A 14,585-nucleotide genomic window follows, 5' to 3' on the forward strand; every position below is an offset into this window, starting at 1 on the left:
TGTCATCCCAGAAGCGGATTGGCGAACAACAGCAAAAGCGCGATCACAAGGCAGTAGATCGCGGTTGTCTCGATCATTGCAAGGCCGACGAAAAGCGTCCGCGAGATGCTGTTCGCGGCCTCGGGCTGCCGCGCTATGGCATCCATTGCGGCCGCGACGGCCCGTCCTTCGGCAAGCGCGGGGCCAAGCGCGCCGAATGACACGACAAAGGCCGCAGAGATGATGCTGGCAAGGCTGAGATAATCCATAGTCAAGTCCTTTCAGTCTGGGTTTCGGCGGTGGGCTGCGCCGTTTCTTCGTCAATCGTGCTGGCGATGAACACCGTCGCAAGCGTCGCAAAGATATAGGCCTGCACCAGCCCGATCAGCAGATCGAGCGCCATCAGGGGGATCGGCACGATAAGCCCCGCAAGCGATGCGACGATGCCGATAACGAAAACCCCGCTCATCATATTGCCGAACAGGCGAACCGACATCGAGAAGACCCGCGTCAGGCTTTGGATGATATTCAGCGGGATCATGATCGGGTTGGGCAGGGCGAATGTCCGAAGATAGCCAAGCACACCGGCCTGTCGGACCCCGAACCAGATGATCGCCAGAAACACCAGCATCGCCAGGGCCGCATCGGTTTCCAGCCGCGCGGTGGGCGGGTCGATACCCGGCACCAGCGACGACCAGTTGGCGACAAGGATGAACAGGAACAACGTGCCGATAAAGCCGCGATAGGGCTCTGGCGCGGTGCCTGTCGCGTCACGGATCTGCCGGTCAAGGGTCTCGACCAGCAGTTCCAATGCAGATTGCCAGACCGTGGGGGTAACCCGCAGGCGGCGTGTTGACGCGAACGCCACAAGGACAAGCAGGGCCATGATCACCCAAGTGGTCAGAACCGCCTGACTGATCGGCACGGGGCCGATGAAAAAGACCGGAATCGTATCCAGCGGAGAGTTCATGGCACTTCCCCCTTCGATCGGCGAAGGACTACGGCGCGTCCGACCAGAACGCCCGCGGCAACCGCGATCAGCGCCAGCGCCCCGAAGTGCAGCGCCCAGAAAAACACCGCCCCCAGCAGTGCCATTCGCCCCAGAACCAGCCCGAGGGCCAGCAGGGTCTGCCGCCCCGCGACGATCAGATCGGCGGTCCGGCGAACGGCGGCGAAATAGACCAGCCCCAACAGAACGCCGCCTGTCAGGCTTGCGACAAGAAACGCGGCCAGTCTTAGAGTGTCGGCTGTGATCATGATGCGTTCATCCATTTCCATGCAGCCCATCCGCCAAAGAAAAGCCCGACCATCAACAGGGGCGCGGTCCAGAACAGGCCGCTGCCGAAATGCGTGTCCAGCCAGCGCCCCAGAAACAGGCCCAGCAGCATCGGCGAGACGATGATCCAGCCCAGAACACCGATCTGCGCCAACCGCCGCCCGACCGACATATCGCCCTCTCGCAGCCACCGCGCGCGCCGCTCGCGATGCAATCTTGTCTGCTCGATCAGCGGGTCGTCTTCGGGGTCGGTCACCGGAATGACCCCGTGCCATGGCCAGGTTTCAGGCGGCTGACCAGTTGCCGGATCGCGTTCAATTGCAGGCGCGTGGTTTCCACATGCTCTGTCCGTTCCTCCTCGATATCGGCCTTGAATCGGGCCAGAACCGTGGAATCGAGCGTGTCCAGATCATCGCCAGCCACGGCCTCGCGGGTGGCGATGGCAATCGACCTGCCATCACGCACCGTCAGAACGCCACCGCGCACCGCGCAAAACCGTTCGGTCGTATCCGTGCGCCAGCTAACGACCGAGAGGGTCAGGCTGGTCAGGAAATCCGCGTGCCCTTGCAGAATCCCAAAGCTGCCGCTTGCGTCTTCGGCGCGCAGGCTTTGCACCTCTTCGTTCACGATCACTGACAGCGGGGTGACGATTTGCAGGTTCATGCGGCCCCCTTCCGGATGGCGGCGGTTTCTTTTACGTCGGCGTCTTCCAACGTGCCGATCATATACAACGAGCTTTCGGCCCAGTCGTCGGTCTTGCCATCCAGAATGGCGCGGCACCCTGCCAATGTATCCACCAAGGGAACGCTGACCCCTGCGGTTCCGGTGAACGCCTCTGTCACGGCAAAGGGCTGGGTTAGAAACCGCTGCAACCGGCGGGCACGGCGGACGGTCAGTTTGTCCTGCGTACTCAGCTCCTCTATCCCCAAAAGCGAGATGATGTCTTCCAGATCCTTGAACCGCGCCAGAACCTCGCGCACGTCTTCGGCTGTTCTGTAATGGTCCTGTCCGACAATCAGCGGATCCAGCAGCATCGAGGTAGAGGTCAGCGGATCAATCGCGGGGTAGAACCCTTCGGACGCCAGAACCCGCGACAGGACAACAACGCAATCCATATGGCTGGAAATCGTGGTAACTGCGGGGTCGGTGAAATCATCGGCCGGGACATAGACCGCCTGAATGGCGGTGATCGAGGCTCCGGCAACCGAGGCGATGCGCTCTTGCAGGCTGGCGACCTCTGTCGCCAGTGTCGGTTGATAGCCGACGCGGGACGGAAGGCGCCCCAGAAGGCTGGACACTTCGCTGCCCGCCTGGACAAACCGGAACACGTTGTCCATCAGCAGCAAGACATTCTGGTGCTTCTGGTCACGAAAGTATTCGGAAATCGTCAGGGCCGTCATCGGCGCGCGCCACCGTGCCCCCGGCGGCTCGCTCATCTGGCCATAGACCAGAACCGTGCGGTCCAGCACGCCGGACGCCTGCATTTCGGTCAGCAGTTCATGCCCCTCGCGAGAGCGTTCGCCGATACCGGCAAAGACCGAGATGCCCTGATATTTCTCGACCATGGCATGGATCAACTCCATCACCAGCACCGTTTTACCAACGCCCGCCCCCCCGAACATCGCGGCCTTGCCGCCCTGCGCCATCGGGGTCAAAAGGTCGATCACCTTGATCCCCGTCTCGAAGACATCCGTTGCGGCGCTTTGGGATTTCAACGGCGGCGGCAGCGCGTGAATGCTGCGCATCGGCACATCATCGGGCAGGGCGGGGCCGTTATCGCGCAATGTGCCCAGCACATCCAGCAGCCGCCCCAGAACGGCATCCCCGACCGGCACGGCCACCGGCGCCCCCATTGAGCGCACGGGAATGCCGCGTTGCAACCCTGTGGTGGTTTGAAACGCGACGGCGCGAAGGGTGTTCAGGTCAAGATGACTGTGCACCTCGAGGATCAGGGGGGCCGCCCCGTCTGTTTCTGCAACAAGGGCGGTGTTTACGGGGGGCAATCCGGCGTCGGGATAGCGCACATCGACCACAGCGCCACGCACTGCGGAAATATACCCAGTCGCTGCATCTGCCGGCGTGCTTGATCTGTGGTGCATATGGACCTCGACGCATGGGGCATCCGCGCTGTCCGGCCAGCATGACCTACGCCGGACGTCGCCGCCTTGATCTCGATCAGCTTGCCCGGCACTGCGGGTCAAAGACCGAAGGGATAGGTTTCGTCCTCTCCCGCCGATACAATCGCGGGCAAGGGTGTGACGGCGGTTGTTCTGTCGAACCAGACAAAGGCATCATATTGGTCGGGCAAAGTCGCGTAACTGTAGTGGCTCCACCGTTCTGTCTCGGGGCGATAGATCACACCGATGTAGCGCTCCAGTCTCGGCTCTGCCAGAACGCGGCGCAGATCGTCGTGCTGCCCGCTGCGCAGGTCGACCAGAAAACGCTCTTGCCCGACCTCGTGACACAGCGCCTCATAGCTGTCGGCCCGCGACGGGCGCACTGCCTTGATCTCCATCGGGGCGTCCCAGTCCGATGCGGCGGCGACGGTGCCGGTATGGGTGCCAAACCCGATCAGCGCGGCCTCTTTGCCGTAGGCCTGCCGACAAAGCTGACCGATGTTCAGCTCTCCCCGCTCATTGCCCATATCGGTGAAACGGGCATCGCCGATATGCGAGTTGTGGGCCCAGACGACCGCCTTTTTGTCGGGTCCGGCGTGGTCCAGTATCTGCTTCAGCGTATTGAACATGTGCTGATCGCGCAGGTTCCACGATTCATGAGAGCCATAGTACATCACCCTGTAATACCGCTCTGCATTGGCAACGAGGCGGGCATTCTGCGTCGCGTCAAAGAACTGTTCACCGTCCTGCTGCGCATAGCTCAATTCCTTTTGCAGAAGGTCGACAAGGATGCGGGTGACGGGTTGTTCGCAAAGCGCGTAGCCTTCGGACAAAGAGGCGCGACCGTATGCGGCGGGTTCCCGCGACCAGGGCGACAGGCAGGCATACCGCGACCGCGCCACCTCTGCCGCCTTGGGGTCCACGTCGTCCAGATAGGCCAGAACGGCGGCCATCGAGGCCGTCATATTATACAGGTCCAGCCCGTAAAACCCGACGCGGGTTTCTGCGGCGATGCCCGCGTTGTGACGGCGCAGAAAGGCGACAAAATCGTCAACCTCCCTGTTGCGCCACATCCATGTCGGAAAGCGGGTGAAGGGCGAGGCCCCCATCGCCTTGTTCGGGCTTTTGCGCACATAGCGGTCGATGGTGGCGGCATCGGGCCAGTCCGCCTCGACCGCGACAATGGAAAAGCCGTGCTTTTCGATCAGGCGTTTCGTGATTGCGGCGCGGGCGCGGTAGAATTCCGACGTGCCATGCGATGCCTCGCCCAGCAGAACGACACGGCAGTCCGCGAAACGGTTAAAGGCCGCAGCGAAGTCGGGATCGTCAAGGTCGGGCAAAGGCTCTGCTGCTGTTTTCAGGATCTCGACCGGCGTCCGGGGCTTTGCGGATGCGACAGGCGGCACTTTGGGCGAGGCGAGGGGGAAACCGGGCGCAGGTGGCACCAGATAGTGCTGGAACCACGCGGCGGCCATTTCGGTCATTGCCTCCATCGTTCCCGGTTCTTCGAACAGATGACCCGCGTGGGGCACCAGCCGCAACAGCTTCTCGCAGGTCAGGGCGGCATATGCCTTTTGGTTCAGCGCGATGACCTGGTGATCGTCTCCGCCCACGATCAACAATGTGGGCGAGAGAACCTCGGCGATCCTTGGTCCCGCCAGATCGGGCCGCCCGCCGCGCGACACCACCGCAGAGACCCGGTTGCGCAATTCGGCTGCGGCCAGCAAGGCCGCGCCACCGCCCGTGCTGGCACCGAACAGCCCAAGGGGCAAATCACAGATGTCGGGCTCTGCGCTGACCCAAAGCGAGGCCTCGACCACGCGTTCGGCCAGCAACGGAATGTCAAAGACATTGCGTCGGTCCTGTGCCTCGGACGGGGTCAGAAGGTCGAACAGCAGCGTGGCAAATCCCTTGGCATTCAGCGCGTCGGCCACGGCGCGGTTGCGCGGGCTAAGGCGGCTGGACCCGCTGCCATGGGCAAACAGGATGATGCCGCGTGCGTCATCGGGGACGCTCAGATCGCCGGTCAGGTCAAGGGGCGGCACAGAAACCTGCCGTCTGGTCACCGGATCGGCAAGGGGGCCGGGGTTGCCGCCGACGCGTGCGCGGCCCTCGCGCAGCAGGCCGATGGTTTCCTCGTCGGTCAATTGGTGAAAGTCGTTGTAGAACGCCCCCACGCCGCGAAAGCTTTGCGACGGGTTCAGGCAGACAACGTCGTCGGCCCGGGCTGCAATCTCTGGCAATGCGTCTTTCGGGGCGACGGGCAGGGCCACGACGATCCGCGCCGCATTCTGGCGTTTCAGGGCAATCAGCGCGGCCTTCATCGTGGCACCCGTGGCAAGACCGTCGTCGACGACAATCGCCGTGCGCCCTGCCGGGTCGATCCGGGGATGATCGCCCAAGTATAGCCCCCTGCGGCGTTCCAGCTCGATCAGCTCATGGGCGCGGGCGCGGTCCAGATAGGCGTCATCGGCCCCCGAGATGCGTTTCACATCCTCGTTTATGACGGTCTGGGGCTCAAACCCTTCGACAATTGCGCCAAGGGCGACTTCGGGCTGGCCGGGGGCGCCGATCTTGCGGACCAGTATGATGTCCAGCGGTGCGTTCAGCGCCTTTGCGATTGCGGCGGCGACCGGCACGCCGCCTCGCGGCAGCGCATAGACGACGGGGCGGTCAAGTGACATCGCGGCCAGTTTGACCGCAAGTTGCCGCCCCGCATCGGCGCGATCCGAGAATCTGAGGTGCATATTGTCCATCACGCGATAATGGACGGACCCGTTGCACCGCTCATTGACATGGCGCAACAGGGGGATGCCGGGTGATTGAGGCTGCACGGGCAGGCGCCGGGCAACAAGCACGCACCGGCCTATGGTCGTTCAGGTCATAATTCCGCCAAAACGCTATAAATTTCGGCGCTTTTTCGCCTGTTCCGGGGGCGGGCCAGCGGTGTTGTCCCACACTTTCCCTTATGGCCATGAGGATTGCAAAAAACGCAGGTCTGCACTGCGTCTGGCGCAGGGCTAACCCTATAGAATTCCCGTAAGCTTGCTGTCACATGTGCGATGAACCGGTCAGAATGGAAAAACGGGCGATGCTCGATCTGCCAGACACATTACCTGTAACGCGACGCTCTCTGCTTGGCTCTTTGTCGGCGGCGGCCTTTGCATTGATTGCCGCAAACCCGCGTATGGGCTGGGCACAGGCGGTTGACCCGAAGGCCCCGCAACCGTTCAGTTTCGACATCCTTTCCGAAGAGATGCGCGTGCTGTCACAGCAGCCGCAGCGGGCTGTCGCGCTGTCGGAAAGCTTTTTGAACGATCTGACATATGACGACTATAAACTGATCCAGTTTCTGCCGCGCCGCGCGCGCTGGAAGGGCAAGGACAGTGCGTTCCGGCTGCATGCCTTTCACATGGGCTGGCTGTTCGAGCAGCCGGTAGAACTGTTCGAGGTCGCCGACGGCAAGGCGCGGGAACTGGTTTTCTCGACCGACGATTATGAATATCTGGGCGATCTGCCGTCACGGGTGCCGTCGCACACGGCGCTGCCGGGCGTGGCGGGCTTTCGCCTGAATGCGCCGCTGAACCGTCCTGATCTGTTCGACGAGGTTGTTGCCTTTGTCGGGGCCAGCTATTTCCGCGCCTTGGGTCGCGGCAATGCCTACGGGCTTAGCGCGCGCGGTCTGGCGATAAACACCGGCCTGCCGCAGGGCGAAGAATTCCCGCGCTTTTCCCGGTTCTATCTGGAACGGCCCGCGCCCTGGTCAAAGGATGTCGTGGTCTGCGCCGCGCTGGAAAGCGACAGCGTCACGGGGGCCTACCGTTTTGTCATCCGGCCCGGCGATGAAACGCTGATCGACGTGACGGCGCGCCTGTTTTTCCGCAACAAGGTGGAACAACTGGGCATAGCGCCTCTGACGTCGATGTTCCTGTTCTCGGAAAAGAACCGCGGCCATTTCGACGATTACCGCCCGAATGTGCACGACAGCGACGGGCTGAAAATTGAGCGCGCGGATGGCGATGCCCTGTGGCGCCCGCTGAACAACCCGCCGCGCCTGACCGGCTCGTATTTCGTAGAGGACAGCCCGAAAAGCTTTGGGCTGTTCCAGCGCGACCGTGACTTTGACAATTATCAGGACGCCAGCGCGCATTATGAACGCCGCCCCTCGGTGTCGGTCGAGCCTGTCGGGGCCTGGGGCAAGGGGGCTGTGCGGTTGGTCGAGATTCCGACCGATCTGGAAGTGAACGACAATATCGTCGCGTTCTGGGTGCCCGATGCGCCTGTCGCTGCGGGCGATGCGCGGGAATTCTCGTATCGGTTGCGCTGGGGGGCTTTGGCGCCGCAGCCCGGTGACGATCTGGCGCATGTCCATGAGACCCGCGCGGGTCACGGCGGTGTGTCCGGCGTTGCCAATACCGACGGCACGCGGAAATTCGTGATTGATTTCAAGGACGGGCTGTTGGCGGCATTGCCCGACGACGCAAAGGTCGAGGCGGTGACCACAGTGTCGGACGGCAAAATCGTGACCTCGACCCTGTCAAAAATACCCGGAACCGGTGTCTGGCGTCTGGTGCTGGACGTGTCGGGTGCCGAAGGCGAAACTGTCGAACTTGGTGCGCATGTTTCGGGGTATGGGCAAAAGATGACCGAAACCTGGCTTTATCAGTGGATCGTATCGTGACGCGGCAAGATCTTGTTTCCAGCGCCCCGCAGGCGGACGATCTGACGGTTCTGTCGGCGGCTTTGCCCTACGCCCCTTTGCCGATGCCAAAGCAGGTGCTGGAACGAAAGCCGGGCTACTGGCTGCGTTTTCTGGTCCGCTGGCCCGGTGTCAAAACCGCAACCGGACTGTAAACGATGCCCGCACATGGCCAACCTAGGGCCGGTATTGCGACAACGCGCCTGATGGCGCTGGCGATCAGCGTTGCGGCGGCGGTCTCTGCGGGGATGCTGTTTGCAACCTATGGCGCGGCGGACGGCCTTGATTGGGTCGATGTTTCGCGGTCCGGCCTGATCCTGGTTTCGACCTGGTGGCTGGCCTGGGGTGCGGCGCAGGGCTTGCTGGGCCTGACCACCCGGCCAACACCACCCGACGTGAACCGAACCGCCCCCCTTTCGGGCAGGACGGCCATTCTGGTTCCGGTTTACAACGAGGATCCGGTGGTCACCTTCGCGCGGATCGCGGCGATGGATATGTCCCTTGCCGGAACGGGCTATGCTGACAGCTTTGATTTCGCAGTTCTGTCCGACACCCGTGATGACGCCATCGCCGAACTGGAACAGCGCTGGTTTGCACGGCTGCTGACCGAATGTGGCGGCGACGGCAGGATGTTCTATCGCAGGCGGGCCAAGAATACCGGCAAGAAGGCGGGAAATATCGAAGACTTCATCATGCGGTCCGGCGCTGCCTATGACTTTGCGTTGATCCTTGACGCCGACAGCCTGATGGAGGGCGCGACGATCGTTGAAATGGTGCGCCGCATGCAGGATCAGCCGGATCTTGGCCTGCTGCAAAGCCTGCCGAAGGTTGTGCGTGCCCGGTCGCGGTTTGGCCGCGCGATGCAGTTCTCTGCCTCGTTCTACTCCCCGATCTTTGCGCGTGGCCTTGCGATGATGCAGGGGCGATCCGGCCCGTTCTGGGGGCACAATGCCATGATCCGTGTGCGGGCCTTCGCCGAAAGCTGTGGCCTGCCCGAATTGCGCGGCATGCCGCCCTTCGGTGGCCATGTGATGAGCCATGACTACGTCGAGGCGGCGCTGCTTGCGCGGGCCGGCTGGCGCGTCCGGCTGGATGACGATCTGGAGGGGTCGTTCGAGGAAGGCCCGGAAAACATCATAGACCACGCGAAACGCGACAGGCGCTGGTGTCAGGGTAACCTGCAACATGCGCGGCTGCTGACCGCCCCCGGCCTGATGGGATGGAGCAGGTTCGTGTTCGTGCAAGGCATATTTGCCTATATCGCGCCGCTGTTCTGGCTGGCGTTCCTGCTGGCCAGCATCGCGGCGCCCTATTTCGCGCCGCCGGTCAACTATTTCCCCGAACCGGACTGGCCGTTTCCGGTGTTCCCCGATGATGCCACATCCAAGGCGATCGGGCTGGTGATCGGCGTATTCGGGCTGCTGATCCTTCCCAAGGTTCTGATCGCGCTGGACGCCTGCGTTTCAGGGCGGGCTGTCGGGTTCGGCGGCGAGGTGCGGGCGTTTCTTTCGACCCTGGCCGAACTGGCGCTGTCCAGCCTGACCGCACCGATTTTCCTGATGTTCCAGACGCGCTCTGTCGTTCAGGTGTTGCTGGGACGCGATGGCGGCTGGCCCACGAACAATCGTGGCGACGGTCGTCTGACGATGTCCGAATCCTGGAGCGCCAGCCGCTGGATTTCCATGCTGGGACTTGCCCTTGTTGTCGTGACCGATCAGATGGCCGCCGGGCTGCTGGTCTGGTTGTTGCCGGTGGCGGTTCCGATGATCCTGTCGCCGCTGATCATCCGTTGGCTGTCGGGGGAAAGCCGGTCCGCGCTGTTCACCGTGCCCACAGAACGGGACATTCCGCCGGTTCTGGCGTTTCACGACGCATGGCTGACGCGCTGGACACAAAATACAGCACCCGCCACCCCGGATCTAAGCGAGGCGCGGTATGTCTAAGCCGCAAACCGGCACCGTCGCACCGCGCCCGATACCGCGCCCGCGCGACCTGCGGCTGGATGTCTTTCGCGGCATCTCGTTGATCATGATCTTCATCAACCATGTGCCCGGCACGGTGTTCGAGCGCCTGACATCGCGCAATTTCGGGTTCTCCGATGCCGCCGAAGGTTTTGTCATCATGTCCGGTATCGCCGCAGGACTTGCCTATTCTTCCGGCTTTGTGCAGCCGCCGTTCTGGCCGGCGATCCGCAAAGTCTGGCACCGCGTCTGGGTGCTGTATCTTGTGCATCTTCTGTCCACATTGCTCAGCATCGCGGTGGTTGCAGGCGGTGCGGTCTGGCTGGGCACCACGGCCCTGCTGGAGATGAACAATTTCCGTCCGATCTACGCCAACCCATTGGGCACGCAGATCGGGATACCGCTGCTGACCCATCAGATCGGCTATGCCAATATCCTGCCGATGTATGCGGTTTTGTTGTTGGTTACGCCCTTTGCCATTATGATCGGGCAGCGCCATCCGCGCGCTTTGCTTTTGGGGGCCGTGGTGCTTTGGGCCTGGGCGGGAATGAACTGGGTCAGCCTGCCGAACTATCCCAATTCCGGGGGCTGGTTTTTCAACCCCTTGTCGTGGCAGGTGATTTTCGTGACAGGTCTGCTGGTGGGAATCACGATGCGGCGCGGGGAAACCCTGTTTCCCGTGCGGGGGTGGGCCCAGGTTCTGGCGGGTGCTTATCTGTTGATTTCGCTTGCGACCGTGACCTATCTGCCGTTCGCGGGCAAGGTCGGCGCGGTTTTATGGTTCATCGAGGATCACGGCGTTCACCGGCAGTTCACCGCCTTTGATAAAACCTTTCTGACGCTGCCCCGCCTGTTGCACATTCTGGCGCTGGCCTATCTGCTGGGGTCATTGTCGGCTGTGCGCGATTGGGCGGGGTTGTCTGCACTGCGGCCCTTGGCGATGATGGGGCGGCATTCATTGCCGGTTTTCGCCCTTGGCACCGTGTTGGCCTATAGCGCGCAGGTGATCCGCGAGGCGACGCCGGACAGCTTTTTGCTGGACGCGGCGGTGATCGGCGGCGGGATTTCGCTGTTGTTCGGGATGGCATGGGCAAAGGACCGGACCGGCGCAGGACGGGCGTGCTCGAATTCTGTGCCGGTTGCCTGAGACGTGCTGTGCAAGGGCCGGTTTTCTACGCCAAAGGGCGCGAAGGACTGTCGCCCTCATCAATATCCATAAGACGCACCGGGGCTATCGGCAGTATCATTTCGACCGCGGCACCGGTCTCTCCGGCCCCGATCTGCGCGGTTCCGTTGTGGGCCTCTGCCACCTTTTGAACGATGGCAAGCCCCAGGCCGCAGCCCCCCGTCGTGTCATCCGCGATGCGGTAGAACCTGTCGAACACGCGGTTCCTATGCTCTGGGGGGATGCCCGGCCCAGTGTCCGCCACCCGAATGGTCACGCTGTCGGGATCGTAGACCAGATCAATGTTCACCTCGCCCCCCGCCGGACAGCCATAGCGCAGCGCATTGTCCAGAAGGTTTTCAACCGCCTCGCCGATCATCACCGCATCGACCGGAACCGGCCGTGCCTGCCCCCGCACGTCAAGCGAAACAGAGACGCCCATGCGTAAGGCGGTTTCGGCGCTGCGGCGGGCAAGGTCGCCGACAAGCCTTGTCAGATCGGTGTCTTTCAACTGCACGGATGCGCCGCGCCCGCGCGCCTTTTCCATCGACAAAAGTTGCTGCGTCAGGCGGCCCGTCCGGCGCGCGGTATCGGCCAGCTCTGCGACGCGCGACCGTAGCTCTGCCTCGTTCGGGGCTGTCGTCGCGGCCTCTGCCTGCGCCTGAATGGCGGCGATCGGGTTGCGTAATTGATGGGCGGCATCCGAAATGAACGCGTCGCGCAGGGCAAATGCCTCTGACAACCGCGAAAACAGCGCGTTCATCGCAGTGACAAGGCTTCTGACCTCGCGCGGGACTTTGCGGCGGATCGGGCCAAGATCGTCCGGCGAGCGCAGCGCGACAGCCTCGCGCAGTTTCAGCAAGGGCCTGAGCCCGCGATTGATCCCGAACCAGACCAGCAGCGCCGCCGAGGCGATCACGGTGGTCATCAGAATGATGGCCTGCGTCAAGAGTTGCAGGCTCAACGCGTCGCGCTGGAACACGGTTTGCCAGACCTCGACCGTCACCCAGCCGCCAAACTGCGGTTCCGATATGAATTCCTGCAAGACAACCGCGCGCACCGGCTGGCCCAGAACGACCGCGTCGTAGAAATACGGCACACCCCGGGTGACTTTCGCATCCTTCGGCATCTGGGGGGGATTGCTGTATCCGGTGACAAACCTGCCGTCGGGCCCCGTGACCTGATAATAGACCGGATCGCCAAGGGCCTTGGTCAGCTCGTCCAGCAATTGTTCGGCCAGAACATCGCCCTCGCTCAGGACCACATCGCGGGAAATCGTCAGTGCGACGGCAAGAAGCGTGTTGTCATACAGACGTTCTGACATCCGTTCAGCCATCATATACCGCGCGATCGAGGCAAAGGCGGCGATTACGATCAGGGGCAGCACGATCAGCACGAACAACCGGCTGCGCAGGGACCAACTGTTCATTGACTTGTGTCGTCCAGAAGATAGCCAAGGCCCCGCACCGTGCGGATTTCAACACCGGTATCGGCCAGTTTGCGGCGCAGACGAGAGATCAGCAGTTCGACTGCGTTCGGCTCCACCTCTGACCCGACGCCATAAAGCCGCTCCGCGATCCGCTCTTTCGGAACGATGCGCCCGTTGTGATCCAGCAGGCACTCGAACAGCGCCAGTTCACGGCGGGGCAGGTCGATCAGGCCCGAAGGCCCGCTCAGCTGGCGGCCCGAACGGTCGAACATCAGACGACCGACCGGTTCCTTGTGGCGCTGCATCTCGGGGCGTCTGCGCGACAGGGCGCGGATGCGGGCGGCCAGTTCCGCCATCTGGAACGGTTTTACCAGATAGTCGTCGGCGCCCGCGTCCAGCCCCTCGACCCGGTCAAGCGTGTCGCCGCGCGCTGTCAGAATGATCACCGGCATCGCACTGCCCCGCCGCCGCAAACCACGCACCACATCCAGCCCGCTCATCCCCGGAAGGTTGACGTCGACGATCACCAGATCGGCACCCTCGGCCTCCAGAAACCGGTCCGCCTCGTCTCCATCGGCCAGCCAATCGACCGCATGACCTTGATCTTGAAGGGAGTTCTGAATGCCTTTCGCAAGGCTTGCATTGTCCTCGACCAGTGTTATCCGCATGTTTTTTCACTCGACAGGTTCACGACAGGATGCACCCATATAAAGCCCGAGATCAAGCCGCCAGAATGGGAATCATTCCGGTGGACGATTGCAATAATCAGGCGACCATCCGCGGGCAACCGGAAACCGGAGCGCCTTGCGACTAGAAAATGATCTGGGAGGATCACAATGACCGGACTATTCAAGACAACGCGCCGCGGCGCGCTTGGCCTCGCATTTGGTGCTGCGGCCGCATTGGGCTTTGCGGCGCCTGCGTCGGCAGAGGTTTCGTTCGAAGGCAAAACCATCGAGTGGATCATTCCGTTCTCGGCCGGCGGCGGTTCTGACACATGGGCGCGGTTCAACGCGCCGCTTTTGGGCAAATACCTGCCCGGCAACCCGACAGTGGTCGTGGTGAACGAACCCGGTGGCGGCTCGACCAAGGGTTCCAACCTGTTCGCGGCCCGCGCAAAGCCCGATGGCCTGACCATTCTCGGCACATCCGGCTCGACCCAGTTTCCCTATCTGCTGGGCGATCCGCGCGTGCGGTATGAATATGCCGATTGGAAGATCGCTATGGCGGCCCCGACGGGCGGCGTTGTCTACACCTCGCCTTCGACCGGCGTGACCGGCACCGGCGATATTGCCAAACTTGTGGGGCAGAAACTGGTCTACGCAAGCCAGGGCGCGACCTCGCTGGATCTTGTGCCGCTGCTGGGGTTCAAGATGATGGGGCTGGATGTGCAGCACGTCTTCGGCTTCAAGGGCCGTGGTGATGGCCGTCTGGCGTTCGAGCGTGGCGAGACCAATATCGATTACCAGACCTCGTCTGCGTACCTCAAGAATGTGCAGCCGCTGGTCGATGCCGGCACGGCGATCCCGCTGTTTTCCTGGGGTGTTCTGGATGCCGACGGCAACCTGATGCGTGACCCGACCTTCCCCGATCTTCCCGACTTCGGCGAGGCGTTCAAGACGATGACAGGGGCCGCGCCGACCGGTGCGGAATATGACGCCTACTTTGCCTTCTTTACCGCAGGTTTCCCCGCGCAGAAGATGGTGTTCCTGCCGAAGGACACGTCGCAAGAAATCGTCGATGCCTATCAGGCCGCGTTCGAGGCCATGAAGGCGGACCCCGACTATCAGGCGAACAAAGTCGCCGTTCTGGGCACCTACGAGCAGGTGACCGGCAAAGCCGCCGACGCGTTGTTCGCAAAAGGCACCCGCATTTCGCCGGAGCTGCGCAAGCTGGTCGTTGACATGCTGGCCGCCGACTATGGCGTGAAGCTGGGCGAATAAGCCTGCGCTGATATGT

Annotated in this window: 14 protein-coding genes; 5 read left to right on the forward strand and 9 right to left on the reverse strand. The window is 62.5% G+C overall.

What is annotated here, in order from left to right:
- Nucleotides 1-2: 2 nt before the first annotated feature.
- From ACEN2R_RS11770 to ACEN2R_RS11800, 7 genes are all read right to left on the reverse strand, one after another.
- Nucleotides 3-248: a F0F1 ATP synthase subunit C gene (locus tag ACEN2R_RS11770; protein ID WP_442042377.1), complete on the reverse strand. Its 246-nt coding sequence runs from the start codon at nucleotides 246-248 to the stop codon at nucleotides 3-5.
- 2 nt (nucleotides 249-250) lie between these two features.
- Complete coding sequence (locus ACEN2R_RS11775) at nucleotides 251-949, reverse strand: F0F1 ATP synthase subunit A (RefSeq protein ID WP_442042379.1); 699 nt, start codon at nucleotides 947-949, stop codon at nucleotides 251-253.
- The gene (locus tag ACEN2R_RS11780) at nucleotides 946-1,257 is read right to left on the reverse strand and encodes an N-ATPase subunit AtpR (protein ID WP_442042381.1); all 312 of its coding nucleotides are present in this window, start codon (nucleotides 1,255-1,257) and stop codon (nucleotides 946-948) included. Before ACEN2R_RS11780 ends, ACEN2R_RS11775 begins: the two co-directional genes overlap by 4 nt.
- Complete coding sequence (locus tag ACEN2R_RS11785; RefSeq protein ID WP_442042383.1) at nucleotides 1,233-1,511, reverse strand: AtpZ/AtpI family protein; 279 nt, start codon at nucleotides 1,509-1,511, stop codon at nucleotides 1,233-1,235. The genes ACEN2R_RS11780 and ACEN2R_RS11785 overlap by 25 nt, the downstream gene beginning before the upstream one ends.
- Nucleotides 1,508-1,918: a F0F1 ATP synthase subunit epsilon gene (locus tag ACEN2R_RS11790; protein WP_442042385.1), complete on the reverse strand. Its 411-nt coding sequence runs from the start codon at nucleotides 1,916-1,918 to the stop codon at nucleotides 1,508-1,510. The genes ACEN2R_RS11785 and ACEN2R_RS11790 overlap by 4 nt, the downstream gene beginning before the upstream one ends.
- Nucleotides 1,915-3,354, reverse strand: coding sequence for a F0F1 ATP synthase subunit beta (gene atpD / locus ACEN2R_RS11795; RefSeq protein WP_442042387.1), 1,440 nt, complete (start codon nucleotides 3,352-3,354; stop codon nucleotides 1,915-1,917). The genes ACEN2R_RS11790 and atpD overlap by 4 nt, the downstream gene beginning before the upstream one ends.
- A 98-nt stretch (nucleotides 3,355-3,452) precedes the next feature.
- Nucleotides 3,453-6,119, reverse strand: a complete 2,667-nt coding sequence (locus ACEN2R_RS11800; RefSeq protein ID WP_442042389.1) for an erythromycin esterase family protein — start codon at nucleotides 6,117-6,119, stop codon at nucleotides 3,453-3,455.
- Nucleotides 6,120-6,463: 344 nt separating this feature from the next.
- Between ACEN2R_RS11800 and ACEN2R_RS11805 the strand changes: the two genes are divergently transcribed.
- The 4 genes from ACEN2R_RS11805 to ACEN2R_RS11820 are packed head-to-tail and all read left to right on the forward strand — an operon-like array spanning nucleotide 6,464 to nucleotide 11,179.
- Nucleotides 6,464-8,053 (forward strand): glucan biosynthesis protein, encoded by a 1,590-nt coding sequence (locus ACEN2R_RS11805; protein WP_442042391.1) that lies wholly within the window; start codon nucleotides 6,464-6,466, stop codon nucleotides 8,051-8,053.
- Nucleotides 8,050-8,226 carry a hypothetical protein gene (locus ACEN2R_RS11810; protein WP_442042393.1) on the forward strand — a complete coding sequence of 59 codons (177 nt, stop codon included), beginning with the start codon at nucleotides 8,050-8,052 and terminating at the stop codon, nucleotides 8,224-8,226. The genes ACEN2R_RS11805 and ACEN2R_RS11810 overlap by 4 nt, the downstream gene beginning before the upstream one ends.
- A 3-nt stretch (nucleotides 8,227-8,229) precedes the next feature.
- Nucleotides 8,230-10,014: a glucans biosynthesis glucosyltransferase MdoH gene (gene mdoH / locus ACEN2R_RS11815; protein WP_442042395.1), complete on the forward strand. Its 1,785-nt coding sequence runs from the start codon at nucleotides 8,230-8,232 to the stop codon at nucleotides 10,012-10,014.
- Complete coding sequence (locus ACEN2R_RS11820; protein ID WP_442042397.1) at nucleotides 10,007-11,179, forward strand: OpgC family protein; 1,173 nt, start codon at nucleotides 10,007-10,009, stop codon at nucleotides 11,177-11,179. Before mdoH ends, ACEN2R_RS11820 begins: the two co-directional genes overlap by 8 nt.
- A gap of 25 nt (nucleotides 11,180-11,204) precedes the next feature.
- Here ACEN2R_RS11820 and ACEN2R_RS11825 read toward each other — a convergent pair whose 3' ends face one another.
- Both ACEN2R_RS11825 and ACEN2R_RS11830 read right to left on the reverse strand, forming a co-directional pair.
- Nucleotides 11,205-12,626: a sensor histidine kinase N-terminal domain-containing protein gene (locus ACEN2R_RS11825; RefSeq protein WP_442042399.1), complete on the reverse strand. Its 1,422-nt coding sequence runs from the start codon at nucleotides 12,624-12,626 to the stop codon at nucleotides 11,205-11,207.
- Nucleotides 12,623-13,294, reverse strand: a complete 672-nt coding sequence (locus tag ACEN2R_RS11830) for a response regulator transcription factor (RefSeq protein ID WP_442042401.1) — start codon at nucleotides 13,292-13,294, stop codon at nucleotides 12,623-12,625. The genes ACEN2R_RS11825 and ACEN2R_RS11830 overlap by 4 nt, the downstream gene beginning before the upstream one ends.
- A gap of 168 nt (nucleotides 13,295-13,462) precedes the next feature.
- Between ACEN2R_RS11830 and ACEN2R_RS11835 the strand changes: the two genes are divergently transcribed.
- Complete coding sequence (locus ACEN2R_RS11835) at nucleotides 13,463-14,569, forward strand: tripartite tricarboxylate transporter substrate-binding protein (RefSeq protein WP_442042403.1); 1,107 nt, start codon at nucleotides 13,463-13,465, stop codon at nucleotides 14,567-14,569.
- The last annotated feature ends 16 nt before the right edge of the window (nucleotides 14,570-14,585 follow it).

It is taken from the genome of Pseudogemmobacter sp. W21_MBD1_M6 (assembly GCF_052119585.1).
GTDB lineage: Bacteria > Pseudomonadota > Alphaproteobacteria > Rhodobacterales > Rhodobacteraceae > JBGQOJ01.

Coding starts and splice junctions, on each gene's coding strand:
- ACEN2R_RS11800 (WP_442042389.1), bottom strand. CDS start 6,119: ATGCACCTCAGATTCTCGGATCGCGCCGATGCGGGGCGGCAACTTGCG.
- ACEN2R_RS11825 (WP_442042399.1), bottom strand. CDS start 12,626: ATGAACAGTTGGTCCCTGCGCAGCCGGTTGTTCGTGCTGATCGTGCTG.
- ACEN2R_RS11775 (WP_442042379.1), bottom strand. CDS start 949: ATGAACTCTCCGCTGGATACGATTCCGGTCTTTTTCATCGGCCCCGTG.
- ACEN2R_RS11830 (WP_442042401.1), bottom strand. CDS start 13,294: ATGCGGATAACACTGGTCGAGGACAATGCAAGCCTTGCGAAAGGCATT.
- ACEN2R_RS11790 (WP_442042385.1), bottom strand. CDS start 1,918: ATGAACCTGCAAATCGTCACCCCGCTGTCAGTGATCGTGAACGAAGAG.
- ACEN2R_RS11780 (WP_442042381.1), bottom strand. CDS start 1,257: ATGGAAATGGATGAACGCATCATGATCACAGCCGACACTCTAAGACTG.
- ACEN2R_RS11805 (WP_442042391.1), top strand. CDS start 6,464: ATGCTCGATCTGCCAGACACATTACCTGTAACGCGACGCTCTCTGCTT.
- mdoH (WP_442042395.1), top strand. CDS start 8,230: ATGCCCGCACATGGCCAACCTAGGGCCGGTATTGCGACAACGCGCCTG.
- atpD (WP_442042387.1), bottom strand. CDS start 3,354: ATGCACCACAGATCAAGCACGCCGGCAGATGCAGCGACTGGGTATATT.
- ACEN2R_RS11820 (WP_442042397.1), top strand. CDS start 10,007: ATGTCTAAGCCGCAAACCGGCACCGTCGCACCGCGCCCGATACCGCGC.
- ACEN2R_RS11770 (WP_442042377.1), bottom strand. CDS start 248: ATGGATTATCTCAGCCTTGCCAGCATCATCTCTGCGGCCTTTGTCGTG.
- ACEN2R_RS11835 (WP_442042403.1), top strand. CDS start 13,463: ATGACCGGACTATTCAAGACAACGCGCCGCGGCGCGCTTGGCCTCGCA.